The organism is Scytonema sp. UIC 10036, assembly GCF_009725235.1.
Window position 1 is genome coordinate 11,641 of the sequence record NZ_WJFC01000126.1, and the last position, 24,695, is coordinate 36,335.

At 40.9% G+C, this 24,695-nt stretch carries 21 protein-coding genes; 16 read left to right on the top strand and 5 right to left on the bottom strand.

What is annotated here, in order from left to right:
• Window positions 1-50: 50 nt before the first annotated feature.
• The 3 genes from F7734_RS39810 (at window position 51) to F7734_RS39820 (ending at window position 1,664) form a co-directional block, all read left to right on the top strand.
• Window positions 51-905 carry a metallophosphoesterase gene (locus tag F7734_RS39810; RefSeq protein WP_155749943.1) on the top strand — a complete coding sequence of 285 codons (855 nt, stop codon included), beginning with the start codon at window positions 51-53 and terminating at the stop codon, window positions 903-905.
• Window positions 906-954: 49 nt separating this feature from the next.
• Complete coding sequence (locus F7734_RS39815; protein ID WP_155749944.1) at window positions 955-1,284, top strand: hypothetical protein; 330 nt, start codon at window positions 955-957, stop codon at window positions 1,282-1,284.
• Between the two features lie 98 nt (window positions 1,285-1,382).
• Complete coding sequence (locus F7734_RS39820; protein WP_155749945.1) at window positions 1,383-1,664, top strand: DUF2087 domain-containing protein; 282 nt, start codon at window positions 1,383-1,385, stop codon at window positions 1,662-1,664.
• Here the strand turns inward: F7734_RS39820 and F7734_RS39825 are convergent.
• A complete protein-coding gene (locus tag F7734_RS39825; RefSeq protein WP_155749946.1) occupies window positions 1,655-3,133 on the bottom strand; it encodes a CoA-acylating methylmalonate-semialdehyde dehydrogenase in 1,479 nt (492 codons plus the stop codon). The two genes, F7734_RS39820 and F7734_RS39825, sit on opposite strands and share 10 nt — an antisense overlap.
• A 370-nt stretch (window positions 3,134-3,503) precedes the next feature.
• Here F7734_RS39825 and infC point away from each other — a divergent pair, with 370 nt between their 5' ends.
• Both infC and F7734_RS39835 read left to right on the top strand, forming a co-directional pair.
• The gene (gene infC / locus F7734_RS39830) at window positions 3,504-3,971 is read left to right on the top strand and encodes a translation initiation factor IF-3 (protein ID WP_347566362.1); all 468 of its coding nucleotides are present in this window, start codon (window positions 3,504-3,506) and stop codon (window positions 3,969-3,971) included.
• Between the two features lie 399 nt (window positions 3,972-4,370).
• Window positions 4,371-5,015 carry a class I SAM-dependent methyltransferase gene (locus F7734_RS39835; RefSeq protein ID WP_155749948.1) on the top strand — a complete coding sequence of 215 codons (645 nt, stop codon included), beginning with the start codon at window positions 4,371-4,373 and terminating at the stop codon, window positions 5,013-5,015.
• Between the two features lie 48 nt (window positions 5,016-5,063).
• Here F7734_RS39835 and F7734_RS39840 read toward each other — a convergent pair whose 3' ends face one another.
• Together F7734_RS39840 and F7734_RS39845 are read right to left on the bottom strand one after the other, a co-directional pair.
• Entirely contained in the window at window positions 5,064-5,213 is a 150-nt protein-coding gene (locus F7734_RS39840; RefSeq protein WP_155749949.1) for a hypothetical protein, read from the bottom strand.
• A 585-nt stretch (window positions 5,214-5,798) separates the two neighbouring features.
• Window positions 5,799-6,455 carry a DUF3386 domain-containing protein gene (locus F7734_RS39845; protein ID WP_166482438.1) on the bottom strand — a complete coding sequence of 219 codons (657 nt, stop codon included), beginning with the start codon at window positions 6,453-6,455 and terminating at the stop codon, window positions 5,799-5,801.
• 112 nt (window positions 6,456-6,567) lie between these two features.
• Here F7734_RS39845 and F7734_RS39850 point away from each other — a divergent pair, with 112 nt between their 5' ends.
• A complete protein-coding gene (locus tag F7734_RS39850; protein WP_155749950.1) occupies window positions 6,568-7,248 on the top strand; it encodes a LuxR C-terminal-related transcriptional regulator in 681 nt (226 codons plus the stop codon).
• 415 nt (window positions 7,249-7,663) lie between these two features.
• On the opposite strand, the gene F7734_RS39860 is transcribed toward F7734_RS39850, so the two are convergent.
• Complete coding sequence (locus F7734_RS39860; RefSeq protein ID WP_155749952.1) at window positions 7,664-9,661, bottom strand: AAA-like domain-containing protein; 1,998 nt, start codon at window positions 9,659-9,661, stop codon at window positions 7,664-7,666.
• Between the two features lie 522 nt (window positions 9,662-10,183).
• On the opposite strand from F7734_RS39860, the gene F7734_RS39865 reads away from it, so the two are divergent.
• The 10 genes from F7734_RS39865 to F7734_RS39910 all read left to right on the top strand — a co-directional run bounded on the left by F7734_RS39865 (window position 10,184) and on the right by F7734_RS39910 (window position 21,793).
• On the top strand, window positions 10,184-12,172 hold the full coding sequence (locus F7734_RS39865) for a PAS domain-containing protein (RefSeq protein ID WP_155749953.1): 1,989 nt from the start codon (window positions 10,184-10,186) through the stop codon (window positions 12,170-12,172).
• Window positions 12,173-12,893: 721 nt separating this feature from the next.
• Window positions 12,894-13,493 (top strand): cytochrome b/b6 domain-containing protein, encoded by a 600-nt coding sequence (locus F7734_RS39870; protein WP_155749954.1) that lies wholly within the window; start codon window positions 12,894-12,896, stop codon window positions 13,491-13,493.
• Between the two features lie 125 nt (window positions 13,494-13,618).
• A complete protein-coding gene (locus F7734_RS39875) occupies window positions 13,619-14,341 on the top strand; it encodes a molybdopterin-dependent oxidoreductase (RefSeq protein WP_155749955.1) in 723 nt (240 codons plus the stop codon).
• A gap of 19 nt (window positions 14,342-14,360) precedes the next feature.
• Window positions 14,361-14,681, top strand: coding sequence for a hypothetical protein (locus F7734_RS39880; protein WP_207714326.1), 321 nt, complete (start codon window positions 14,361-14,363; stop codon window positions 14,679-14,681).
• A gap of 262 nt (window positions 14,682-14,943) precedes the next feature.
• Window positions 14,944-15,354, top strand: a complete 411-nt coding sequence (locus tag F7734_RS39885; protein WP_166482441.1) for a TerD family protein — start codon at window positions 14,944-14,946, stop codon at window positions 15,352-15,354.
• A 228-nt stretch (window positions 15,355-15,582) separates the two neighbouring features.
• Window positions 15,583-16,869: an adenosylmethionine--8-amino-7-oxononanoate transaminase gene (gene bioA, locus F7734_RS39890; RefSeq protein WP_155749956.1), complete on the top strand. Its 1,287-nt coding sequence runs from the start codon at window positions 15,583-15,585 to the stop codon at window positions 16,867-16,869.
• A gap of 65 nt (window positions 16,870-16,934) precedes the next feature.
• Window positions 16,935-18,371 (top strand): bifunctional orotidine-5'-phosphate decarboxylase/orotate phosphoribosyltransferase, encoded by a 1,437-nt coding sequence (locus F7734_RS39895; protein ID WP_155749957.1) that lies wholly within the window; start codon window positions 16,935-16,937, stop codon window positions 18,369-18,371.
• A 140-nt stretch (window positions 18,372-18,511) separates the two neighbouring features.
• Window positions 18,512-19,600, top strand: coding sequence for an AI-2E family transporter (locus F7734_RS39900; RefSeq protein WP_155749958.1), 1,089 nt, complete (start codon window positions 18,512-18,514; stop codon window positions 19,598-19,600).
• 104 nt (window positions 19,601-19,704) lie between these two features.
• Window positions 19,705-21,279, top strand: a complete 1,575-nt coding sequence (locus F7734_RS39905) for a rhomboid family intramembrane serine protease (protein WP_243147342.1) — start codon at window positions 19,705-19,707, stop codon at window positions 21,277-21,279.
• Window positions 21,280-21,379: 100 nt separating this feature from the next.
• Window positions 21,380-21,793, top strand: a complete 414-nt coding sequence (locus tag F7734_RS39910) for a hypothetical protein (protein WP_155749959.1) — start codon at window positions 21,380-21,382, stop codon at window positions 21,791-21,793.
• A 261-nt stretch (window positions 21,794-22,054) separates the two neighbouring features.
• Here F7734_RS39910 and F7734_RS39915 read toward each other — a convergent pair whose 3' ends face one another.
• Window positions 22,055-24,520, bottom strand: coding sequence for an ATP-dependent Clp protease ATP-binding subunit (locus F7734_RS39915; RefSeq protein WP_155749960.1), 2,466 nt, complete (start codon window positions 24,518-24,520; stop codon window positions 22,055-22,057).
• Window positions 24,521-24,695: the final 175 nt, after the last annotated feature.

Consider the following 24,695-nt stretch of genomic DNA (forward strand, 5'->3'; position numbering starts at 1 on the left):
TACATGAATATATCCTGTGTTCTTATAAAATTTCCGAACAATTTCAACTCATGCTAACAAGAAAAAAGAAAAGAAAGTGTCTATTTATTTTACTGGCGATCGCTGTTAGCTTTTGTGTACTGATTCTGTATGCTTTCATCGTTGAGCCGAATCGTTTCGTCGTCACACGTCATCAGCTAAATGAACAATTCGCCTCACAAAAGAATAGCTTCAAGATTGTTCAAATAAGCGACCTTCATCTCAAAGAATTTAACAATCGGGCACAACATATTGCCGAAAAAGTTAATAAACTTAACCCAAATATTGTAATATTTACTGGAGATTCCATTGATAAAGTCGAACAGCTTGATGGATTTGCTCGCTTTTTATCGCTCCTTAATAGGCAAACAGCTAAGTATGCAATTATGGGAAATTGGGAATACTGGGCTGGTGTTGATTTAAAACGTTTAACTGAAATTTATGCCACTTATAATTGCCGCTTATTAATTAATGAAAGCATTTTACACAATTATGGCAATGACTCTATATTAATCACGGGATTAGATGATTTAGTCAGCCAACCCGATTTAATCAAATCACTCGAAGGTTTTACTCCTCAACAAAACCATTTATTACTTGCCCACTCACCGGCATATCGAGATTCATTGTCAAGCTCGGAGTTAGTGGCGATCGCACAGTACAAACCACAATATATGTTATCAGGACATACTCATGGCGGACAATTATCATTATTTGGCTTTGCTCCAATACGTCCAAACGGTAGCGGACGTTATGTCAGTGGTTGGTATCGAGATGGTGCAGTTGCCCTCTACGTATCGCGTGGATTAGGAGTTTCGATTTTACCAGTGAGAATGGGTGTAGTACCAGAACTGGGCTATTTTGAGTGGTTTCTGAACTCGGCTTGAGTCAAAATTATGGAGCTGTTTCATCCACTATTCTAACATCTGTATTACGATGAACGATTTAGACTCATATATTGTTGCACCCATTTATGACCGTGTTGTGCGCCGTTGCGGTACTCAATGGCATTTTGTTAAAGGAGAGTCTTTTTACAACCCGCTTAACTTACCATCTATGTCACTGGATGATTTGTTTACTTCTTTTGGTATAAGCATGCGTGAAGCGGCAAGCCAACTCCATAAAATTAATGGTGGTGAAGAAGGATTTTATCTTGTTGATATTCTGCACAAACATTATTATTACTGCGGTGTTCTTCCAAATAGTGTTAAAGATAAATTAATTGAGCTTGGAATTGGGCGGAGAGAACAAATAACCGGACATTAATACAATCAAAAAGAACTTGTGTCTGTTCCCCCTGCTCCCTGCAAAAGTGTCTCTGCCATGACTTGTGTGTATACCGTAACTCATTTTCCGCAAAAACTATGAATGACTCAGAGGACTTGAAAAGGTATTTGGATGAACAAGGACGCGTGAAAGAATGGCCATCCAAACGAAATAGGAGCAGGTTTCAGCAATTGGTTTTAGAGTATTTAGCAAACCAATTTGAGTTTGATACTATTTATTCTGAAAAAGAAGTCAACCAATTGCTGAACCAGCACCACACTTTTGGTGATGCTGCTTTGTTAAGGAGAGAGTTGTTTGAGCGAGGACTGATTGACAGAAAGCGAGATGGTTCGGCATACTGGCGCAAGGTTCAGAATTGACGAGACCAGTTGCTAGGCCAGCGTTCTACAACAACTTTTGTTTGAGTAAAAAATTCGACTGCGTGGTTGCTTTGACCGTGTAAATCGCCAAAGAAGCTTTCTTTCCAACCGCTAAATGGAAAAAACGCCATTGGTGCGGCAACTCCTATATTTATACCTATATTACCTGCCTCAGCTTCATAGCGAAATTTACGTGCTGCTGCACCACTTGATGTAAATAAACAAGCCATGTTCCCATATTGACCTCTGTTAACTAGAGCGATTGCTTGCTCAATTGTCTCTACATGAATTAGGCTCAGTACGGGGCCAAATATTTCTGTACGGGCAATTTCACCGGATGGATCTACGTTTTGCAGAATTGTGGGACGTACAAAGTAACCCCTTTCATAACTTGGTATACTAGGAGACCGTCCATCGACCAATACTGTCGCCCCTTCATCTGCTCCCTGCTGAATTAAACCCTCAATTCTGGTCTTGCTCTGAGCAGTAATAACGGGACCCATTTCTACACCTGGCTCTAAACCACAACCAACGACACGCTTTTGAGCAGTTTCTGCGATCGCTTCTGTGAAACTCCGACGTGCTTCTCCAACAGTGACAGCTATGGAAGCAGCAAGACAGCGCTGTCCGGCACAACCAAAAGCACTATCAGCCGCAATGCGTGTTGTCATCTCAAAATCGGCATCTGGCAAAACAATCAATGGATTTTTCGCACCGCCTTGGCATTGAACCCGCTTGCCGTTGGCGGCTCCTCTACTGTATATATACTTAGCAACTGGTGTAGAACCAACAAAGCTAATCGCTCGAATTTTGGGATCGTCCAAAATCGCATCCACAACTTCTTTGGCACCATTGACTAAGTTAACAACACCTTGAGGCAATCCGGTTTTTTCCAATAACTGAAAAACTTTTTGCATTGTCAGTGGAACTTTTTCTGACGGCTTAACGATGTAAGTATTTCCACAAGCAATGGCATAGGGCAAGAACCAAAAGGGGATCATTCCTGGAAAGTTGAACGGAGCAATAACAGCGCACACTCCCAAGGGTTGTCGGATCATCATTTCATCAATCCCCCTAGCAATGTCTTCCAAGTTAGTTCCTTGCATCATCATAGGGATTCCACAGGCGACTTCAACATTTTCAATAGCACGGCGCATTTCACCTTTGGACTCAGCCAAAGTTTTACCGCATTCTAAGGTAATGGTGCGAGCCAAGTCTTCAAAGTGTTCTTCCAGTAAATTCTTGAGTTTAAATAGATACTGTACTCGTTCTGTCGGTGGTGTTCGCCGCCAACTGCCGAAAGCATCAGAAGCTGCAAGGGATGCTTGCTCTACCTCAGAAGCTTGTGATAGTGGGACTTTCGCCAGTACCTCTGTCGTAGCTGGATTGATAACGTCCAAAAACTCTGTAGCGCTAGAGGTACACCACTGATTGTTAATGTAATTGGGTAATGCGATCGCGTTTTCCATCAGTTATGTTGCTATGAGTGCAGGCTATGAATATCCTACGGGCAAAGCATTACAGTCAACAATCTAGTTTTGAAACCCGTATTTCTTTGGACGTGGATAGGTATTAAGCGGAATTGCAGTTCGCAAATTTTATTTTTTTGTTATAATAGGGGCTTTCTGTTATACCTGTTACCGATATGTCAGTTGAATAAATCTCGATATATAATATATATAGTAAGTTTATCCAGCCAATGTAGATTAGTAATTTTTTTAACACACCACAACATTCTAATTATGTTCGTAGTTAGTGTTGTGCTACCTTGGTATTACTTGTAAAGCAAAGTTATTGAACAATTGAGAGGAAAACGTTATCGTAATTCAAAAGCAACTCATCAACTCACAAATCAAGTCACCCCAGGTCTTCTTGATTGACCACGAGAATAATAATCGTGGTTTGACTGACACCCGTGAAGCTCTACAACTAGCTGAGAGCGTAGACCTAGACCTAGTGATAGTCTCCGAAAGCAAAGACGCCCCAGTGGCGAAAATTCTGAACTATGGCAAGCTTCAGTATCAAAAGAAAAAACGTCAAACACAGAGTGCTAGACCCTCGGTTAAGGAAGTTCGGCTTCGTCCAAATGTAGGTGCAGCTGATTACAGTTTACGTATCAATCAAGCTACTCAATGGTTAAGCAAAGGCGATTCAGTAAAGTTTGTGATTCGCTTAAGAGGTCGAGAAAATCAATATCGCAATAATGCCGCAGAATTGCTAGACCGCATTGTAACGGATCTGAGTTCCGTGGGGAAAGTCCAATCACTGGATAAGCGATCGCTGATTGTTCAAGTTGTACCCGCATAAATTAAACTTTTAGGGATTTTTTTGAGATCCCTTCCTCAATAGGCGCTAAATGAGCGATTTGAGTTACAGGCTCAAATCGCTTATCTGTAATTTTAGGTTGAACTACTTACAAAAATTAAAAAAAGAAACAGGTGCGAAATCTGATAACCTCGCACCTTCAAAAACAAAATTTTTCCAAAAGGGAATCCTTTGTATTTAAAAATAGAGAAACAAAATGGAGACTTTGTGAAGGTTTGAAATGCGATCTTCATAAACAATTTAAGTACTGTAGGTAGGGAAGACAACTCACCACTAGAGCTTTTGGTAAGCAATGCCCAACCTACGTGTCTTTGACAAATCAAATAGGATTGCTATAGAAGCAATATAACAACAATAACAGGCGATAAAAGGAGGTAAAAAATGGTAAAAAGCCAGCCTTGTAATTGTGCTAACTGTGGTAAGCGTTTATTTGCTTGGATGATGTCTTTAGATAGAGGGGGTGAATATGATAAGGCTGTACACGATCGCAAGCAATCCCTCTTTGGTAGTCTCAACGGCAATGTTTTAGAAATTGGTCCTGGAACTGGTGTCAATCTAGCTTACTTTCCCAAAAACATCAATTGGATAGGAATTGAGCCAAACCCGTTTATGCATTCCTATCTTAAACAAGAAGCTGAAAAACTCGGTTTCAACAACATTGATATCCGTACTGGTACTGCTGAAGGGATAGATGCAGAAGACAATAGTATGGATGCTGTCGTAAGTACCCTCGTCCTGTGTTCAGTCCCAAATTTATCTACTACATTACAGAAAATTTTACGAGTGCTTAAACCCGGAGGACGTTTTCTATTTATCGAACACGTTGCTGCACCCAAGAAAACACTGTTGCGAAAGGTTCAAAGTACAATTCGTCCTGTATGGAAATTAGTGGGGGATGGTTGTCATCCAGACAGGGAAACTTGGAGTGCTTTAGACAATGCCGGATTTTCAAACTTAAATTACGAACATTTTCGCGCTCCAGTTCCTATAGTCAGTCCTCATATTGCAGGAGTAGCAACTAAGTAGGAAGGATAGTTAGGGGATAGCAGTTCAGCCGAAGCTGACCCCAAGATATTATTGATTGACTTTTAACGCTCTTGAGAAGGCGATCGCTTCAGAGTTTGGCTCAAGAATCTTTAGATGGTTTTGGCTTGCTGATGGCTCTAGTTGATTGATAATTTCGTTCAATCGGTTGTTGAGAGTTGTAGGACGGTTTCTGCTCATGGTAGTAGACCCTAATAATATTGACTGTTCTTGAGAGAGTATTTTTATTTACAAAATCGGTTGGCTATCAAAATATAAATTCTGCGATCGCAGTAACAGTATCTAAAATGTTTTCAATATATACATAATAAATAGTTTTGAAACGAGTATTTATTCTCCGCATCTATCCGAAGGTTGTTTTCCTTCTTTAATTTTATCTTATCATAAAAAAAGTATTTACCCTGAAAAAAGAGTATTATAAAATCTAAAAAGTTTATTTATCCGTGTTATTTCTGTGCTGAAACATCTTGCGCTCTCTATGTGAAATTTTTAGAGAAGCGCTTAAATATCAGGTTGTCAATAAGTATTGAATAAACTTCCAGTATTCCAAATTGTAACTTTTTATTTAGTGCTTCGGTTTGTAGTTGCGCTGTCTTGGCATGCATCGCAACTGCAAACTGACATCAGTCCATCATCATAGCACAAAAAAATCCCGTTATGTACAAGTAGTACATAACGGAATTGTTTATAAAAAGCGATACTCAATCAGCATCTTGTACCCCCTTTGTCAGAACTTAGTAACCCCAAGGCGGTAATGGAGCATACTTACTCAGCAGTAGGCTCTAACAGTTTGATATTCGAGAAGATAAATTCTTGGGTATGGACTTGGTTATCTGTTTCAGTCCGAATTAAGCGGCGATTTAGGATAACGTAGTCGCCAACTTTCTCATACTCATCCTCAAATTCACTTCTTCCACCCTTCTGTTCTCCTGTTTTTGGATCGTGGTAAACAGAGTCATATGTGTGGGAAAGGTAGCCTTCACCTGTATCGTGACTGCTAAAAGTATTAATAGTTACAACAACACCATGAATGTGTCGGTGGACAAGACACACCTCGTTATTGCGAACTTTATATCTATCTCCTTCTGCCTTACCGCCCATCAAAATCTCAACAGCACCAGTTTCATCAGTCGCGCCATAGCGAAAGGTGTTTGCTCCGTGGGTTTCTTCAAAGGTACGACGAATGCGGTGAATAGCTATTTCCCACAACTGATTGTTCAGCGCCCGGTTTGCTTGTTCATCTTCTACGTCAAAAACTTCTGCCTTGAGATTGGCGTTGACACGAACATTTAGAGCAAACACTTTCTCACCATGCTTATAGGTTACATCTGCAGTGTAGCCAGGGAAATTGTTATCCCAGGTGTAGCGATTTTCGTAAGCAGCCCGAAAGAGCTCTTGGGCAGAGACTTGTGTTGCGGTCACGTGATTCTCCTATAGTTACTAATTATGTAAGTTTTTTGCTTTGCTTCTATCAGTTAGCATAGAAATAATTGTTAAGAATGCATAGTCCTCAAGTGGGTACACTTATATTGCAATGGCTAACTCTCTTCATGACCTATTTCAGGCGATCGCTAAAGCTCAAAACGAGCAAGAACTACGACTAGCTGTCATGGATACAGTTGGCGAGTACTTTGGTGTGCAGCACTGGGGTATATACCTAGTAGACGATCGTTACACGGCTGAGGCTGATGTAAACTCGATCCCAGATGTTTGTTTGGAAAGCAACCCAGTAGGGCAATATGTGGTTGAGCGTCACGCTCCAGCTCACGAACAATTGGTGTTACCTTCGGGAGACTGGAAAAATTTTTGCTCCCGCCACGATCACGAACACGTCATGAGCGGACCAATCGTTTGTGAAGGACGTCTTGTGGGAACACTAAATTTAACACGTGCTAGTGGTGCTCCAGCCTTTGATGCTAACAATCTTGCCGATCTCAGTGCATTGTGCTTGCACTTATCAGCAAAAATTGCTACTTTACAGGCGCAAGCGAAACCAAAAACCCTTAACTCACCACTAGCCAATCCCCTAACACCACGAGAATTAGAAATTGCTGCACTAGTCGCACAGGGGTTAACAAATGCAGAAATTGGGGAAAAACTTTGGATTACACAAAATTCAGTTAAGCAAGCTTTAAAAAGGATGTTCCGCAAGTTAGGAGTCTCAGCACGAACTGAGATGGTAGCAAAGCTACAAAATGTTTTAGCATCAAGTTAAGTTAGTCATTGGTCATTGGTCAAGTGTCATTAGCAAAATGCTTTGTCTAAATAACGACCAACCACTTCCCATTCCACTAGTCATGCTTCTGTTTTGCTTGGTTTTTTCCGTTAAAAAACGAGCAAGTTGCCGAGAAACAAATGGATGTCACCCGCTTTACAAATGAATTTGTCTGAGAGTTTCTTAATCAAATTCCAATCCCATTAATTTGCCAATATTTGTCAGCACATCTTGTGTTTTTTCTTAGGAAAAAGGCGGCAAAAATATTTCTTTGAAGAAGCTAAACACAGGATTTGTTGACACTCCTTCTTTGTTCCACTTATTAATCCGATTGCAATCTGGATGCAAGTCAGCGACTAGAAGCGATAATTGACGTTGTTCTTGGTTTAAAACGCGCAGCGCCCCAAAACAAGCATTAAATTCTTCGGAAATCTGAGTTCCGCTTCCGGACCAATCCATTGGGAGGGCTAGGGTGGGGTAAATTAATTAAAAACCACCCGATCTCGTCCCCTCTCTTTGCTTGTATCAGTGCTCTTTCTGCCGTTATCAACAAAGTATGAGGATCGGTTTGTGGTTCAGGAATCAAGCTAGCAACACCTACACTGACTGTTAAAACATCAGCAGGAAGTCCCCCAATATTGGGATAATCACAAGGAATTTCCAGTGCTTTTACTTCCTCTCGAATATCTTCAGCAACGTGTAAAGCACGAGCTGCATCTGTTTGAATGAGAATTGCAAATTGCTCGCCTCCATAACGCGCAACTAAAACCGAATTGCGATCGCTATTTAAATCCTCATTTGGAAAAGATTGTTTTACACACTTATTAATAACACGAGAAATTTGTCGCAAACAGTCATCACCTGCGGTAATTCCGTAGGTCTTATTATATATTTTAAAGTAGTCAATATCGCACAAAATTAGTGACAAAGGAACACGTTTGCTCAAAGCTTTTTGCCACTCTATTTGAAGGTAGGTATTAAAAGAACGACGGCTAACCAGTTGAGTCAGTTCATCTAAACCAGAGAGAACGCGTAACTGTTGGTTTTCTTTTTCCAATTCTTGCAAACGAGGATCGCGATCGCTATGAGTATTGAGTTGCTCTCTAAAATACAAGCGGTACAACTCACACGACGGAGTACAGCGATCCCCTTCAATACTGACTAACCCCATAGCATACAGCTTATATGCCACAGGTAGTTCCATTTGTAAGGGACTCCTAGCAGAAACCACTTCACGGAAAGCGTCTCCTAATTCTGGTTTCTCCCGCAGAACCAACAAACATTGCCTGAGATACTCATTATAAATTCCTGCTTCCGTAGGTGCTTGTTGCAATATTTGCCCTAAATGGCGTTCCATCCCTCCCTTACTAACAAGATAATACAAAGCCAACCTCACCAGATATGGGTGTCCTCCCACCATTGTCATCAGTTTGTCAGCGTCAGAACCGTGGAACCAATCCAATCCGTGGCGTTGTGCCAAATCCTGCACTTGTTCTTTTGAAAATACCGTTAACTTGATAGGCAAACCGATATTAAATGGAGAGTGAGTCAGATTGAGAGACAAAAAAAATTCCATCGAGTAAGCCAGAACAAGACGAAGTTTTTGCCACACCTCCACCAATTTGGCTTGTTCGTACCAAGAGCGCAGTAGCGGGAGAAAATCTTCAGCAATGTCTGGATAGTCAAACACCCAATCGACTTCGTTAAACACCAAAACCAGAGGGTGATTGAGAGATGGAAGTAAATAGTATTGGAAATAGAGAGAACAACAGACTTTACTCCCCATATCCTCATCCCAATAATCGTTGAGTTTCGGTTCCAAACCCAACTCCCGGCTAACATTGGCGCAGAACCAGCGCAAAAATTTATCAAGATTTGCAAAAACTGCCCTATCTGCCTGCTGAAAATCTAAATGAACCGTGCTATAACCAAGGCTTGCTGCATGAGCAAGAATCCGTAGAATTAAGGAACTCTTCCCCATTTTCTTAGGAGCTTTGATGCAAGTAACACTTCCTGGTTCTGCGATTTCCGCGTAAGCCAGTTCTTCAATTGGTGAACGAGGAACGTAAAATTTAGAGTTAAGTGATACCGGACCACTAGGAAATTCTAGGGATGTGACCTCATCCTTACGGTTGAATTCCCGGAGCAGTTGTTGTTGCGTTCTGCTTAAACGGCGAGGTTCTAGAATCTGACGGAAGTTGGATTTGCCGATTGGCTCTTTCCAAAAGTCACTCAAAACTTGCCATAAATGAGAAGCGACTTTTCTAACTCTTTCTTCTCCGTAATGTGCTTCAACTGCTATACTTGTATAAGTTTTTCCTTCCCAAGAAGAACGTAACACCATCTCTTGGAGTGGAGTTAAGGAGTTCGGAGTGTTTGCCTTTAGCAGTAATACGATTTCATCTATAGTCATTAGTCATCAGACCCGACTTGTGTGTGTGAACTTTCCCCAAATTTTTTCCTGTAAAAGTTTAATCGGTAAGTATTGATTCAAATGTAGCCTCCGTTTTGTAAGATTGGGTAAGGCTGTTGTAAAAAAGCTACAAAAAAACATTGACAATTCTGTAAAATTATGAGTTCTTTGTCAAGACTAGATTGTAGCTTTTTTAAAACATTCCACACCAAATCTTAATCTATTTTTTGGTAATTTTATATACTTAGTCTTCTGTCATTTTGAAAGAGTAGCAGGATAAAATGTAGCAAATTTTTTTTTGACGATGGTATTTGTGACCAAAGGACAGGTTACATTATTCTATTTACCTTTTTCCAAGTTCCATCGAAATTGTTAATAGGGATTGACGTATCTAGTCATGCCAGTTACAGGGGAAGTAACCATCTAGGAATATACCAGCACGTTCTATGCATATACCATTACCATTAGGGTGCTAAGGCAGCTATTGAGCTACAAGCTATTTTCCTTATCAGACCAGCAGCTATGTATACAAAAGGATCGGCTACTCATCATAGGGAAGCTCTACTTTCATCACGGAACGCCAAAGCGTTAGCAAAGCAAGAGCAGCAGCAGACACACCAAGCTTTCACAGAACTTTGTCAACGCTCGCACGCTAGTTTGCAAACAGCACTAGCAGCAACTGGCTTGGGTCTATGGGATTGGAATTTAGTGACTGACAAGACATACTATGACCCTCAGTGGAAGCAGATTTTGGGATATGAAGTAGAAGAAATAGAAAATCACCACAAATCCTTTGAGAGACTCGTACATCCAGAGGACTTTTCCAGGGTGATGGCGGTGTTAGAGGATTATTTGGAAGGTCGCATACCAGTCTACGAAGTCGAATTTAGAATGTTAGCTAAATCCGGAGAGTGGAAGTGGATTTTTGACCGAGGGAGAGTGTTGCAGTGGGATCGATCGGGTCAGCCGGTGCAAATGGTGGGAACACACCAAGACATCACCGCGCAAAAACATCAAGAACAAGCATTGCAGCAGATGAGAAAACGGGAATCTTTGCTAAATACCATCCGCAAATGTATTTATTCTCGTTCTCAGCTACAGTCAATACTTGAAACAATAGCAAATGTTGTACAGCAGTTTTTACAGACAGACCGTACAGTCATTTATCGTTTTCCTAACGATGAAAATAACATGATGGCTGTTGAGTCGGTTAAAGAGCAAAATCAATATATCTATACAGATAAACGTCAAACTAAAGCCAGTTTGGTTTTTCCCATCTCTTTAAAATTAGAAGACTATCAAAATACAATATCTCTAATTCCAAATTCTCACTTGCAAGTCGTCAACCAGGAGAATGAACTTCTGGGCTGCTCTTGGCCAAGCAACTCATGGGGCTTGCTGATGGTTTATGATAGTTCCAGTAACCGTCATTGGCAGGAATGGGAGGTAGAAACTTTAAGACAAGTCAGTGTTGAAATTGCGATCGCAATTCAGCAATCCCAGTTAATTGAACAAGTCCACCAAGAAATTGCCTCAAGAGTAATTGTCGAAGCGCAAGAACAGAAAATAGCACAGCAACTAGAAGATACTCAACAAGATTTGAGAAATTGCCGAGAGAAGTTAGTGCAGAATGAGAAAATGGCTAATCTTGGTAAGCTAGTAGTCGATGTAGCTGGTGAAATTTATAACTCCATTAACTTAATAAGTGCTTCCCTACACCCTGTCACTGAATATGCAGAAGAATTAATTCAACTGTTAGAAATTTACCAACAAAGCCATCCCAAATCCAAAACAGAATTTGCCTCACAACTTCAATGTTTTGACTTGAATTTTGTGAAAAGAGATTCTTTAAAATTGCTGTGGTCAATTCGATCTAATTCCGAACGTATTAAAGAAATTGCCTCTGCTTTGTGGAGTTTTTCACGACTTGAAGACGAGCAAATGGTTAAGGTTGATATACACGCTGGTTTGGATTGCGTTTTGAGAATTTTACAACACCGTTTAAAAGAACGCCCTGACAGACCTCGAATACAAATTATTAAAGAATTTGGGGAATTACCGCTTGTAAATTGTTATGCAAGCGAGCTAAATCAGGTATTCATGAACATATTAAGTAATGCCATTGATGCATTAGAAGAAAGAATACAGCAAGATAGTTCTTTTCTTCCCAAGATTTGGATTCGTACAGAAGTTATCAACTGTCATTTATCATTGGTTGGTAACCATAACAGTCAACCATCAAAGCAACGTAAAATTGTTATTCGTATTTCTGATAATGGCAAAGGGATGCTTCCTCACTTGAAGAAGCATATTTTTGAACCCTTTTTTACTACTAAATTGGAAGGCAAAGCAAGAGGAATGGGGCTATCAATCAGCAAACAAATTGTAGTGGACAAACATAAAGGGAAATTGAGGTGTAACTCTCAATTAGGTCAAGGAACAGAGTTGGCGATTGAATTAAGGCATAAAACCTCAACTTATGCTGACATTATACGAAGTACTAGTTTTTAGTCTAAGTTATTAAGTTTATACTCCATTATGCAAAGATTACCTATTTAAATAACCGCACTCGTCGCAAAGGGCACAAAGAAAGAGGAGAAAAAAATTGGTAATCTTGTCGCAGAACAGAAATGGTTGAAATATTAAAGTTTGGTAGCAAGAGAGCAAATTGGAGTGGGGTTTCATCCCGCTCCTTTTTTTTAGCTAAAATATTTAAGTTGATTAGATCCCAATACTTGTCGGTTAAGCCTAAAAATACGAAAATACGTAGGTTAGGTTGAGGAACGAAACCCAACATTTACAGACATTTGTTGAGTTTCCCCACAGGGAACAATACTTGTCGGTTAAGCCTAAAAATACAAAAACACGTAGGTTGGATTGAGGAACGAAACCCAACATTTATCAGCATTTGTTGGGTTTCACACACGGGTTTACCCAACCTACAATTTCCTCAGCCCTTGCAGTATTGCCACAGGGAAAGCTGTATCGGCGCTCTAAAAGCCCGGAGTAACTATAGCAGTTTTCAATTAGGTGCAATAGCCTTTAGCAGACGAACGCGGATAAATCTGTACTTCATTCAAGTGAAAACCGCTAGATCTTACCCGCCAACAAGAACGGGTAGGGATTTCATCCACTCTTATGAGATAATTAATTTTTGACAATTTCTTCAATCCCAAATCCCAAATCCCAAATCCCAAATCCCAAATCTAAAATCTAAAATCCCAAATCCTATATGACTCCAACCATTCCCTTTAAACCTCGAAAGCTACCAACTCAAGCAATAGGAGCAAAGATTTTTCATTGGGTTAATATCATCAGCTTATTTATCATGCTTACTAGTGGATTGCAAATTTATAATGCAAATCCCGTATTTGGCGGGCGGGCTGGTTGGCATATTCCTCCTATATTTACACTGGGAGGTTGGCTGGCGGGCGGTAGACATTGGCATTTTGCTGCTATGTGGTTATTTTCGTTGAATTTGCTGTGGTATGGAATTTATGTTTTAGCCACACGACGTTGGCGACATCGGTTTGTGGGAACGAATGACTTGAAAGCACTACAAAAAAGTAAAAATTCCAAACGTTTAAGTTATGCTTTTCATCGTATTGTTTATACATCTATAATTCCTATCTTGCTTTTGGCTTTATTTACAGGTATAGGAATGTATAAACCCGCTCAATTCTATTGGATTGTAGATATATTTGGAAGTTGGCAAGCACTGAGAATTGTGCATTTTTCCTCTGTTCCAATAGTTATTTTGTTCTCGATGACTCATTGGTTATTGGGACGTGAGGCTGGGGGTACAGAGTTGACTGAATCTATGTTTTGGTAAAAGAGTTAGTTGATAGTTGATAGTTGATAGTTGATAGTTGTTATCAACTACTAACCACCAACTACTAACCACTAACAACTAACCACTAACAACTAACCACCAACCACTAACCACTAACCTATTTTATGAATATAATTCGCGTACATCGTCCTCAATTAACCCGCCGTCAATTTCTCAACATTTCAGGGATTTCTAGTATTGGCTTTCTCCTAGGTGGATGCGGTACACCGTTGTTTGAAGATGTTGTTGGAAAACTTTCCGAACCTTTGAATCAAAAGGTGGAAGCTTTACTATTGAATCCACAAAAGCCCGTTCCAGAATTTTCTTCTAGCGAAATTCAACCAGAAGCATTGTTAGTGAATAGCTTTAGGTATAATCCAGTTATTGACCAAACAAAATACCGTTTAATTGTTGATGGTGAGGTAAAAAATCCTCTCAATCTTAGCATGGCTGACATTCAAGCTTTGCCTTTGACATCTATGATTATCCGCCATGTATGTGTAGAAGGTTGGGCTGCGATCGTGCAATGGGCGGGTGTGCGTCTGCAAGAAATTATTGCTCTTGCTCAACCTCAACCAAATGTTAAATATGTTTACTTTAAATCGGCTGATGGCTACTATTCAAGCTGGGATATTGCTTCCGCCTCACATCCCCAAACCTTATTAGCTTATCAAAAGAATGGTGAAAAATTACCAGTGGAGAATGGCGCACCTTTACGCTTGGCTTCTCCCGTGAAACTTGGATACAAGCAAAGTAAGTGGGTAACTCAAGTTACACTGGTTAGTCAGTTATCGCTTTTTAAGGGCTATTGGGAAGACCAAGGCTATGAATGGTTTGCAGGACTGTAAATTATAAGTTTTCATGAATATGATGATAGTAACCGTGCGCGATCCTGAAATTCTCTCTAATTTAGATCCACAGCAATTAACAACCTACCTTAAAGAAAACGGATGGATTCAAGAGAGACAAGCCAGTAATTCAGAATCAGTTTGGTATAAAACAACAAATTCTGGTGAAGAATTCGATATTACCCTCCCTCTGAATCCCACAATTCGGTCTTACGCTTTGCGGATGTGTGAGATACTAGAAATTTTAGAGGAAGCTTCAGGAGATTCTCAACTAGACATATTAACCCTGATTTCTCACAAGTGTGGCGATCGCTATGAACAAAACCTTTATCCTGCATAGATTTTGGGCATTTTAGACCCAGAAAAAATCATTATGGTGTGTTGACAGGTATTTTACCTCAAGTCTAGGTAGCATAAGCATTTTGGGCAATTTGTTTAAATCTTTGTGAGAAATCCGGGTTAAGCGATCTGATTACGCAACTTCCAAACACTCAAGTTCAAGGCATAGTGGTTCATCTAGAGGAAGGAAAGCATGGAGGTAACATAACAATCATGGGTTTTGTTGTAGGTAAACTTCATCAAATCCGTATTCGACTAAGTGAATCCGAACACCATTTAGCTATGTATTTTACAATAACCTAACATCAGCAGATGGTTCTGTACAACATGAAGGAGATAGTAGAACTGGAGAAGGTTCTGGAGATGATGAGACGATTTCAATCGATTTGAGTAGAGTTGATGCTTGTGTCCAAGAAATAGTGTTTGTTGTAACTATCCATGAAGCAGAACAAAGAAAGCAAAATTTTGGGCAAGTCAGAAACTCATATATCAGAATTTATGACAACGCTACAGAAAAACCAATCGCTAAGTATGAGCTAGAAGAAGATGCTTCAGCAGAGACTGCAATCGAATTTGGTAAACTGTATCGGAAAGATGGAGAATGGAGATTCCAAGCAGTTGGAACAGGATATAAATCGGGGCTGCAGAGCTTTGTAGACCGATATGCAGCTTAGTATTTCTGAAACAAATTCAAACTCGTGAAAGATTGAATGAATTAAATGGGGTAACGATATTGCCTGCCCCATTTTTAGCAAAAACTATAACAAAATCAGGTTTTTAATAAATAAGAAAAAAAGGAATTTGAAATTATTCAACTTACAATATTTTCTCTTTAAAAAGAAGTCTTAATTAAAAAAAAGATAATATTGTATATTGTAACGATGCGAACTCAATAAGCCCCAATGACTACACAAGTTCATTCGCTCTGGCTTCCTTACGCACAAATGAAGACCGTTCCGCCCCCATATCGAGTCATTCGAGCAGAGGGAGTCAAACTCTATCTTGATGATGGCACGGTGCTCATTGACGGTATCTCTTCTTGGTGGTGCGTTATTCACGGGTACAATCACCCCGTCCTCAATCAAGCGGTTCAGGAGCAGCTTGCAAAATTCGCTCATGTTATGCTCGGTGGTTTGGTTAACGATGCAGCTATTCATCTCGCCGAGACGTTAGTCAGGATTACCCCCGATCGCCTCAATCACGTGTTCTTTGGTGACAGTGGCTCAGTAGGGGTAGAGGTGGCGCTAAAGATGGCAATTCAGTTCTGGCGCAACAAAGGAGTTTCCCAGAAGAGCCATTTCGTGGCGCTCCGTCGGGGGTATCACGGCGACACGACAGGAGCAATGTCGGTAAGCGACGACGACGAGGGGATGCACCGATTGTTTAAAGGAGTCATACTCCCCCAGTATTTCGTCGATGCACCGGGCGGGGTTAACATAGAATCTCACGAATGCCAAACATCGCTTTGTCAACTCGCGGAGCTTCTCAAATCGAACAAGAACCAGATTGCGGCTGTCATCCTCGAACCAATATTTCAAGGAGCGGGTGGCTTTCGCTTCTATCCCCCGGAGTATTTATTCCACGTCAGAAGACTGTGTGACGAGCACGGGGTGCTACTCATATTCGATGAGGTGGCGACGGGTTTCGGGCGAACAGGAGCCTTATTTGCAGCAGATCTCGCTAATGTTACCCCGGATATCATGGTGCTCGGTAAAGCGCTGACTGGGGGATACTTCGGTCTATCGGCGACTATCGCTACAAGCCAAGTCTACGAGTCTTTCCTCGGTGACGATCCAGAACTCGCCTTCATGCACGGACCGACTTTCATGGGACATGCGATCGCCTGCGCTGTGGCGTTAGCAAGTATCAACCTTATCGAAACCGAAAACTACCTCAGTAAAGTTAAAGCTATTGAGCAGGTGCTTAAAGAAGAACTCCAGGGATTGGAGGGGCGATCGCTGTGCGACGCACGAGTACTTGGAGCCATAGGAGTCCTGGAGTTTGAATGTCCGTCGAACCTCACAGGATTCAGGGAGTTCGCTCTAGATCGGGGAGTGTGGCTTCGTCCGTACAGCAAGTGGCTGTATACAATGCCTCCATACATCATTGGTGAGGACAACTTGCGGCGAATCACCGCAGTCATGAAAGAGTGGGTGAAATATCTGTCACATCAAGGCAAACACATTTAACCCTGAGCAAAGTCTCAGCTTTACGTTATAGAATTATACATACGTGAAAGCTTTTAAAAAAATATATGAACTTTTTTGATAAATTAAATGGAGCAATTGCACAAAATCAAAGTTTATTATTTGTAGGACTTGACCCTAACCCAGAAATGATGCCCGTTGGATACGAAGCTCAAGGCATCATACCTCGTTTGTTGGATTGGTTGCAATTCATCATTTCCGAGACAGCCGATAAAGTTTGCGCGTATAAACCAACACTGGGTTTTTATGAATCCTTAGGTGTTTCCGGCTTAGAACTGCTACACAACACCCTAGCAGCTATTCCTTCCCATATTCCAATTATTTTAGATGCCAAACACAGCGATTTAAACACGAGTACTATCTTCGCCCGTACCGTATTTACAGAGTGGAATGTTGATGCCATCACTTTGAATTCTTATGCAGGACAAGACCATGTTGCGCCATTTTTAGTTTATCCAGGTAAAGCTGCTTTTATTTTATGCCGTACATCCAATCTTGGTGCTCACAAGTTGCAACATTACCCTACAGATGAATCACCTTTTTATTTACAAATAGTTAAAGAATCCAGAACTTGGGGAACTCCAGAACAATTAGGTTTGGAAGTTGGAACAACAAAGCCTGAAATCATAGCGCGAATTCGTGCAGATGCTCCCGAACGCATTATTATGACTCGTAGTATCTGGGCAGAAGGTAACAATATTAATCAAATTTTAGCAGCAGGTTTAAACAAAAATGGTGATGGTTTGTTAATTCCCGTACCCCAAGATATGTTGTCACGGGAAGATTTATCAAAGCAAGTCCAGTCTTTACAAGAAGAAGTCAATCAAGCAAAAGCTGAAATTAACCTTGATGTTTCTAGCTGTTCTATCTGGTTTTCTAACATTTGTTTGCTCAATCAACATCCCCAACAAGATTTAATTTTGCAACTTTACGATATTGGTTGCGTTATGTTTGGCAACTACGTCCAAGCTTCAGGTGCTGTATTTCCTTACTACATTGATTTACGCAAAATTATTTCCAATCCGCAACTTTTTAATCAAGTACTTAAAGCATATGAGGAAATTTTAAGAACGCTAAAATTTGATAGGGTAGCAGGTATCCCCTACGGCTCTTTACCGACAGCAACTGGTTTAGCCCTACGTCTTCAATGTCCCATGATTTTTCCTCGCAAAGAGGTAAAAGCCCACGGTACGCGACGGGTGATTGAGGGAGAGTTTCATCCTGGTGAGACGGTTGCAGTCGTTGATGATATCCTCATTAGTGGCAAAAGCGTAATGGAAGGAGCAGAAAAATTAAAATCTGCGGGGTTAAATGTTGAGGACATTGTGGTCTTTATCAACCACGAACAAGGAGTTATGGACAGGTTACAGGAAAACGGTTACCGAGGCTATGCGGTTTTAACAATATCAGAAATTACAGAAACTCTTTACACAGCTGGACGTATCGATCGCGAGCAATTTTTAGCTTTGAGCACTGAAGAGTAGTGTGTGGTTTTGGGAGAAGTCGGCTTAGCACCTCTTTATTCTCATATTTTATGACTCAGGGTGGTAGATTTTTTAGTAGCATTAACATATCTAATAATATTATTAGGCATTGCCTAACCCATAGATTCTCCTGAAACAACATGACCATTTCACTTAAAAAATTACTACAATTGTTAATTTTGACACTTATATTTCCTTTATTATTTCTCAATGGATGGCTCGCATTTCGATTCTTTCATTATTTTCAACCCGTTGTTACAACTCTTATCTTAGCTACTTTACTAAGTTTTATTTTGAATTACCCAGTTTCAATTTTAGAAAAACAGGGAATTAAACGCAATTATGCTGTCACATTAGTTTTTATCGTTACTTTAATTATTTTATTAGCTTTGGGATTGACGCTAATTCCTATTATTTCGCAACAATTTAATGAAATGGATGCCGTGTTACCTGAATGGCTCGATTCAAGCGAACAAAAATTTAAAAGTTTAAATAACTGGACTGTAAGCCACGGGTTCAACTGGAATTTAAATCAAGTATTTACTCAAATAGCAAATCGCTTACCTGATGAATTAGAGTATCTTGTCGATAAACTCTTTAGACTCGTTATAGAAACACTTGATAGTATTTCTGAAGCTTTAGTTACTGTAGTATTAACTTTCTATCTTTTATTAGACGGAGGAAAAATTTGGGAAGGAATATTTAAAAAGTTACCTTTGAATTTTGGTCAACAATTAAAACAATCCATTCAGCAAAATTTTCAAAACTACCTAATCGGTCAGATAGCGTTAGGTTTGTTGATGGGATTTTCACTGACCTTAGTATTTCTACTTCTTAACGTTCAGTTTGCTTTACTATTTGGTTTGGGAGTGGGGATTTTAAGTTTAATACCTTTTGGAGATGTTGCAAGTCTTGCCATAGTCACTTTAATAATACTGTCGCACAACTTTTGGTTGGCAGTTAGGGTTTTGGGTGTGTCTGTAGTTGTTGACCAAATTATCGATCAAGCGATCGCACCTCGACTTTTAGGTAGCTTTACTGGGCTGAGACCAATATGGGTCTTAATTTCCTTACTGCTTGGAACATATATTGGTGGAGTATTGGGATTGTTAATTGCTGTTCCCGTAGCTGGCGTGATTAAAGATGCTGTTAACGGTTGGTCATCCCTATCTGATTACTCTCAGAATGTAATTGAGAATCAAGAATTGGTAGAAATAAAGGAGAGTTAGTGGTTAGTTGTTGGTTGTTGGTTGTTGATTCGCCACTAACCACTAACTACTAACTACTAACCACTAACATAAAATACAGGATTGCCTAATAATATCTAAATTGTATGGATCTCAATCACCTACTGATTTGGTTAGTGTGTCTGTCATGTGTTTCAACCATGCTGAATGCAGCACTTAGCTCTGCTAAGAACAATCGTGGTTGGATTGTCATCTCTGTGCTTATCTTAGGTGTTACAGCAGTGAGCGCTTACACCACACCAGCCACAGCAGGCTTGATTGGTGGATGTCTGTGGGTGATTTTAATAGTCACACCTAACATCGGTAACAGAAAAGTTGACCAACTGAGCGCCCAACAAAGTTTTGGTCAAGCCAGCAAATTGGCTAAATTTATTTCTCTGTTACACCCTGTAGATGGCTGGCGCGAACGCCCAGAATTGTTACGTGCTCTAGAATTGGCGCAAAATGGGAATGTAGCTGAGGCGAGTGCAATTCTAGACCGTTACAAAAGCGCTCAAACACCGACTGGTCGATCTGCGATCGCAACATTGTATCAGATAGAAAGTCGTTGGGAAGACTTAGTGCTATGGGTACAGGATAATTTATCATCCGCAACGTTACGCAAGGACTTCGATATACTGAACACCTACTTAAGAGCGCTTGGGGAAACTGGCAACTTAAATGGTATGCTTTTAATCTGGGAACGCTACGAACGCACTTTTGAGAAAATACTTAACATAAGAACGCGAAACTTAGCACGTTTGTTTATCTTTGCCTTTTGCGGTGAAACAGAACAGGTAACGAAACTACTAAGTGGTTCGCTCTTCAACTATTCTGACACTATTAAAATATTCTGGTTAGCAACGGCGGACCAAGCTGCAGGAAAAGACATAATTGCTCGCGAACAATTTTTAAGTATAAGCGATACCAGCGATCTTCGTATCCAAAAAGCAGTCGCAAGACGTTTATCCAATCCTGTTGTCGAAGCTGAAACAGTTTTAACTGAGAGAAGCAAACAAATTTTATCTAGAATCAGTACTGAAATGGAATCTGAAGCTAGATATAACGGTAGAGTAGGCGTTAAACCACGCAAACCACTTGCCACATATTTTATTATTGGTTTAAATTTGCTGGTCTTTGGTCTTGAGGTGAAGCTTGGAGGAAGTACTAACCTTGAGAACTTATATAATTTAGGTGCCTTAGTTCCTAAAGAAGTCGTCGCAGGAGAATGGTGGCGTTTGTTTGCTGCTGCTTTTCTTCACTATGGTTTCTTGCACCTTGCACTCAATATGCTAGGTCTTTATTTATTCGGTCGTTTGGTAGAATTTTCTATGGGGCTTCCTCGGTTTATTCTATTATATTTTACCAGTGCGATCGGCTCAATGCTAGCCGTAACCTTTATGTCACTTAAAGGTTATTCTCAGACAAATTTTGCAGTTGGTGCTTCTGGATGCGTCATGGGGCTTGTTGGTGCTTTTGCTGCAATTTTGTTACTTGACTGGCAAAGGAAAAAAACGCGCATTGCTGCTAGAAGTTTGCGAGGAATTGTCACACTCATTATTTTGCAAGTCATTTTCGATTTAACAACACCACAGATTAGTTTTGTTGGTCATACTTCTGGATTGATTGTTGGATTTTTGGTAGGGTTGCTTTTGAAGCGTAGCTGGACTGGTAGACACTAGTACCTCTATCAAGGCGTAAGCCATAGTTCAGCGATCTGTTATTTCAGAAAGTTTTCTGAGAACTATACAAACGTAACCCCTAGGATTTATTGGGTAACAGATGCTTCAGTATAACTTTTTTCCAGAGTCTTTTGAAAAAAATTGCCAGATAGAAAATATTTTGCAGTGCTTTGTCCAAGTCGAAGAGCAAATAGATTCTCAAAACAAGCAATTGAGTAGTAATGAAGTGTTAAGTTTATTAAGACCATATCTTATAGAAGCAGATATGCAAGTTGAAGAAGGTAAAGCTAAATCGCAAAGAATTCGTGTACCGATTTTATTTGGCTTAACTAACGAAGACGAGAAATATTTTGAACCAGATGCTGTAAGTAGAGATGGCAAGATAGTTCTAGAAGTAGAAGCAGGTAGAGCCGTTGATAATAATCAATTTCTTAAAGATATTTTTAAAAGGGATAATTATCATTGGTTATTAAAGAAATTCGAGTATCCATTTTGGCAAAAGCATTCAGAATAGAATTCTGAAGCTAACTAAAGTCCGCGTAGGCGGACGAGCGTTTGTATAGCCGCGATTTCCAATCGTTAGGCTTAAAAAAAATCCCCTGGTATCGCTACCAGGGTTAAGTTTTTTACCATTTCACCAAATGTTTACCTTGACGAACCTCTAAAACTTCCTGCGCTAGGCAAGGGTTAAGAGGGTTTTTAAATGCTACCAAAAAGCGTGCAGTATAAAGGATAAAGGTTTTTTATACTTCATCCTTTACACTTCATGCTTCAATTAGCCAAGATTTGCGAGTAACAACTCGCGACTCTGAGACTTCTGTACTTTGACCTGACCGTCGTCGTCAACATCTACAACGGCTGTGTCGCCTTCTGCAATCTCTCCGGAAAGCAATGCCTCAGCAAGCGAATCTTCTAACAGGCGCATAATTGCCCTACGTAATGGTCTAGCACCATAGCTGGGGTCATATCCTTCCTGTATAACACGCTCTTTGAAGCGATCGCTCACTTCAAGACTAATTCCTTTCTCAGTCAGACGGCTAGCAACCTCGCGCAACATAATGTCGGCAATTTGCTTGATTTCGTCTTTCTTCAACTGAGTGAAGACGATAATCTCATCAAGACGGTTGAGGAATTCGGGACGGAAGAAAGATTTCAATTCTTCATTCACCAAACTGCGGATGCGATTGTAGCTTGCTTCTGCTGCATCATCTGCAAACTGGAAGCCCAAACCACCGCCACCTTTCTCAATCACCTTGGAACCGATGTTAGAAGTCATGATAATCAGCGTGTTCTTAAAGTCCACTGTACGACCTTTAGCATCAGTCAAGCGACCATCTTCTAGGATTTGCAGCAGCATATTAAACACATCGGGATGTGCTTTTTCGATTTCATCAAATAGCACTACCGTGTATGGTTTGCGACGCACTGCTTCCGTCAGTTGTCCGCCTTCGTCAAATCCTACATAACCGGGAGGTGAACCTATCAGCTTGGAAACTGTATGGCGTTCCATGTATTCGGACATATCTAACCGAATCATGGTATCTTCAGAACCGAAGAAGTAGGAAGCCAACGCCTTGGTTAATTCTGTCTTACCAACTCCTGTAGGACCGGAGAAGATAAAGCTAGCAATGGGTCGATTGGGATTCTTTAACCCAACTCTTGCACGACGGATGGCTCTAGAAACTGCGGTCACTGCTTGCTCTTGACCGATCAAACGTTGGTGCAAAGTATCTTCTAAGTGCAGCAGCAACTCAGATTCGGATTCCGTCAGCTTGTTAACTGGTACGCCAGTCCAAGAAGCAACAATTTGAGCTATATCTTCTTCATCAACAACAGGTCTATTGACAGCCAATTCATTTTGTGATAATTCTCTTAACTGTGCCTCAAGCTCTAACTCGCGATCGCGCAATTGCCCTGCCTTATCAAAATCTTGCGCCCGAACCGCTTCGTCTTTAGATTTGCTAACTCGTGCCAACTCTTTCTTAATCTCGCGATTTGCGGGGTTAGAAGAATAGCGCAGACGAACGCGAGAACCTGCCTCATCAATCAAGTCGATAGCTTTATCAGGTAAAAAGCGGTCGCTGATGTAACGATCTGATAAATTAGCTGCGGCTACCAACGCTTCATCAGAGATTTGAACCCTGTGGTGTTGCTCGTAGGCAGAACGCAATCCCTGTAATATCTCAATAGTTTCCTCAACCGATGGTTCACCTACCATAATCGGTTGGAAACGACGCTCGAGGGCTGCATCGCGCTCAATGTGCTTGCGGTACTCATCAAGAGTGGTTGCACCAATGCACTGGAGTTCTCCTCTTGCAAGTGCTGGCTTGAGGATATTAGCGGCATCCATACCGCCTTCAGTTCCACCAGCACCAACCAAAGTATGAATTTCATCGATAACCAGGATGATATTACCCGTTGAGCGGATTTCATCCATGATTTTCTTCAAGCGTTCTTCAAAATCGCCACGAAAGCGAGTCCCTGCCACCAGTAACCCCATATCGAGGCTAATGACTTGCTTATCTTGTAGAATATCGGGTATATCTTGATTGACAATACGTTGAGCGAGACCTTCTGCGATCGCAGTTTTACCAACCCCTGGTTCGCCAATCAATACGGGATTGTTCTTAGTGCGACGACCTAGAATTTGAACTGCACGCTCAATTTCTTTCTCACGACCAACAACTGGATCGAGCTTACCTTCCCTGGCTAGCTTAGTCAGATTCTTACCATATTCTTCTAAAGTTAGAGATTGGTTGCGCCGTTGACCGTTGCTACTACCACCGCGACTTGCAGCTACCGATGTAGCTTCGCCTAAATTGCGAATCACGGCGGTGCGGACTTGAGAGAGATCCAGTCCGAGATTTTGCAGAACTTTAGCGGCGACACCTTCACCAGCCTCAGTTAAACCTAACAATAAGTGTTCGGTACTGATGTAGTTATGTCCCAGGCTGCGAGCTTCTTTAAATGCTTGCTCAAACAGGCTTTTTACCTTGGGAGTGAAAGGAATTTCCGGGGGGACAAAGCCAGAACCCCGACCAATAATTCTTTCTACTTCGCGACGTGCGTCTTTGAGAGTAACGCCCAAGTCTGTCAGCACTTTGGCAGCAACCCCTGTTCCTTCGCCAATCAAACCCAAGAGAATTTGCTCCGTGCCTACGAAGTTGTGCCCCAGGCGACGCGCCTCTTCCTGGGCTAGCATAATGACTTTTATAGCTTCAGATGTGAAGTGTTCAAACATAGCGGGTACTTGCTCCCTTGCTGCTTGGGCTTCGGGTGATGTAACTCACCCTCACCTGAACATTTGTTTACTTTACTTAATGACAATGTAACTTTATTCAAAAGTGACTGACAGTAGTGAGAGCCGTAAGAGGTAAGGTGTGTTAGCCGATAGGTTAGGGGTTAGGGGTTAGGGG

What these genes read in the sequence shown, in the direction of transcription:
- F7734_RS39870 (WP_155749954.1), top strand. Translation starts at nt 12,894, where the DNA reads ATGACTCCAACCATTCCCTTTAAACCTCGAAAGCTACCAACTCAAGCA.
- F7734_RS39835 (WP_155749948.1), top strand. Translation starts at nt 4,371, where the DNA reads ATGGTAAAAAGCCAGCCTTGTAATTGTGCTAACTGTGGTAAGCGTTTA.
- F7734_RS39865 (WP_155749953.1), top strand. Translation starts at nt 10,184, where the DNA reads ATGTATACAAAAGGATCGGCTACTCATCATAGGGAAGCTCTACTTTCA.
- F7734_RS39825 (WP_155749946.1), bottom strand. Translation starts at nt 3,133, where the DNA reads ATGGAAAACGCGATCGCATTACCCAATTACATTAACAATCAGTGGTGT.
- F7734_RS39915 (WP_155749960.1), bottom strand. Translation starts at nt 24,520, where the DNA reads ATGTTTGAACACTTCACATCTGAAGCTATAAAAGTCATTATGCTAGCC.
- F7734_RS39820 (WP_155749945.1), top strand. Translation starts at nt 1,383, where the DNA reads ATGAATGACTCAGAGGACTTGAAAAGGTATTTGGATGAACAAGGACGC.
- bioA (WP_155749956.1), top strand. Translation starts at nt 15,583, where the DNA reads ATGACTACACAAGTTCATTCGCTCTGGCTTCCTTACGCACAAATGAAG.
- F7734_RS39880 (WP_207714326.1), top strand. Translation starts at nt 14,361, where the DNA reads ATGATGATAGTAACCGTGCGCGATCCTGAAATTCTCTCTAATTTAGAT.
- F7734_RS39910 (WP_155749959.1), top strand. Translation starts at nt 21,380, where the DNA reads ATGCTTCAGTATAACTTTTTTCCAGAGTCTTTTGAAAAAAATTGCCAG.
- F7734_RS39895 (WP_155749957.1), top strand. Translation starts at nt 16,935, where the DNA reads ATGAACTTTTTTGATAAATTAAATGGAGCAATTGCACAAAATCAAAGT.
- F7734_RS39840 (WP_155749949.1), bottom strand. Translation starts at nt 5,213, where the DNA reads ATGAGCAGAAACCGTCCTACAACTCTCAACAACCGATTGAACGAAATT.
- F7734_RS39850 (WP_155749950.1), top strand. Translation starts at nt 6,568, where the DNA reads ATGGCTAACTCTCTTCATGACCTATTTCAGGCGATCGCTAAAGCTCAA.
- F7734_RS39860 (WP_155749952.1), bottom strand. Translation starts at nt 9,661, where the DNA reads ATGACTATAGATGAAATCGTATTACTGCTAAAGGCAAACACTCCGAAC.
- F7734_RS39905 (WP_243147342.1), top strand. Translation starts at nt 19,705, where the DNA reads ATGGATCTCAATCACCTACTGATTTGGTTAGTGTGTCTGTCATGTGTT.
- F7734_RS39815 (WP_155749944.1), top strand. Translation starts at nt 955, where the DNA reads ATGAACGATTTAGACTCATATATTGTTGCACCCATTTATGACCGTGTT.
- F7734_RS39875 (WP_155749955.1), top strand. Translation starts at nt 13,619, where the DNA reads ATGAATATAATTCGCGTACATCGTCCTCAATTAACCCGCCGTCAATTT.
- F7734_RS39900 (WP_155749958.1), top strand. Translation starts at nt 18,512, where the DNA reads ATGACCATTTCACTTAAAAAATTACTACAATTGTTAATTTTGACACTT.
- F7734_RS39810 (WP_155749943.1), top strand. Translation starts at nt 51, where the DNA reads ATGCTAACAAGAAAAAAGAAAAGAAAGTGTCTATTTATTTTACTGGCG.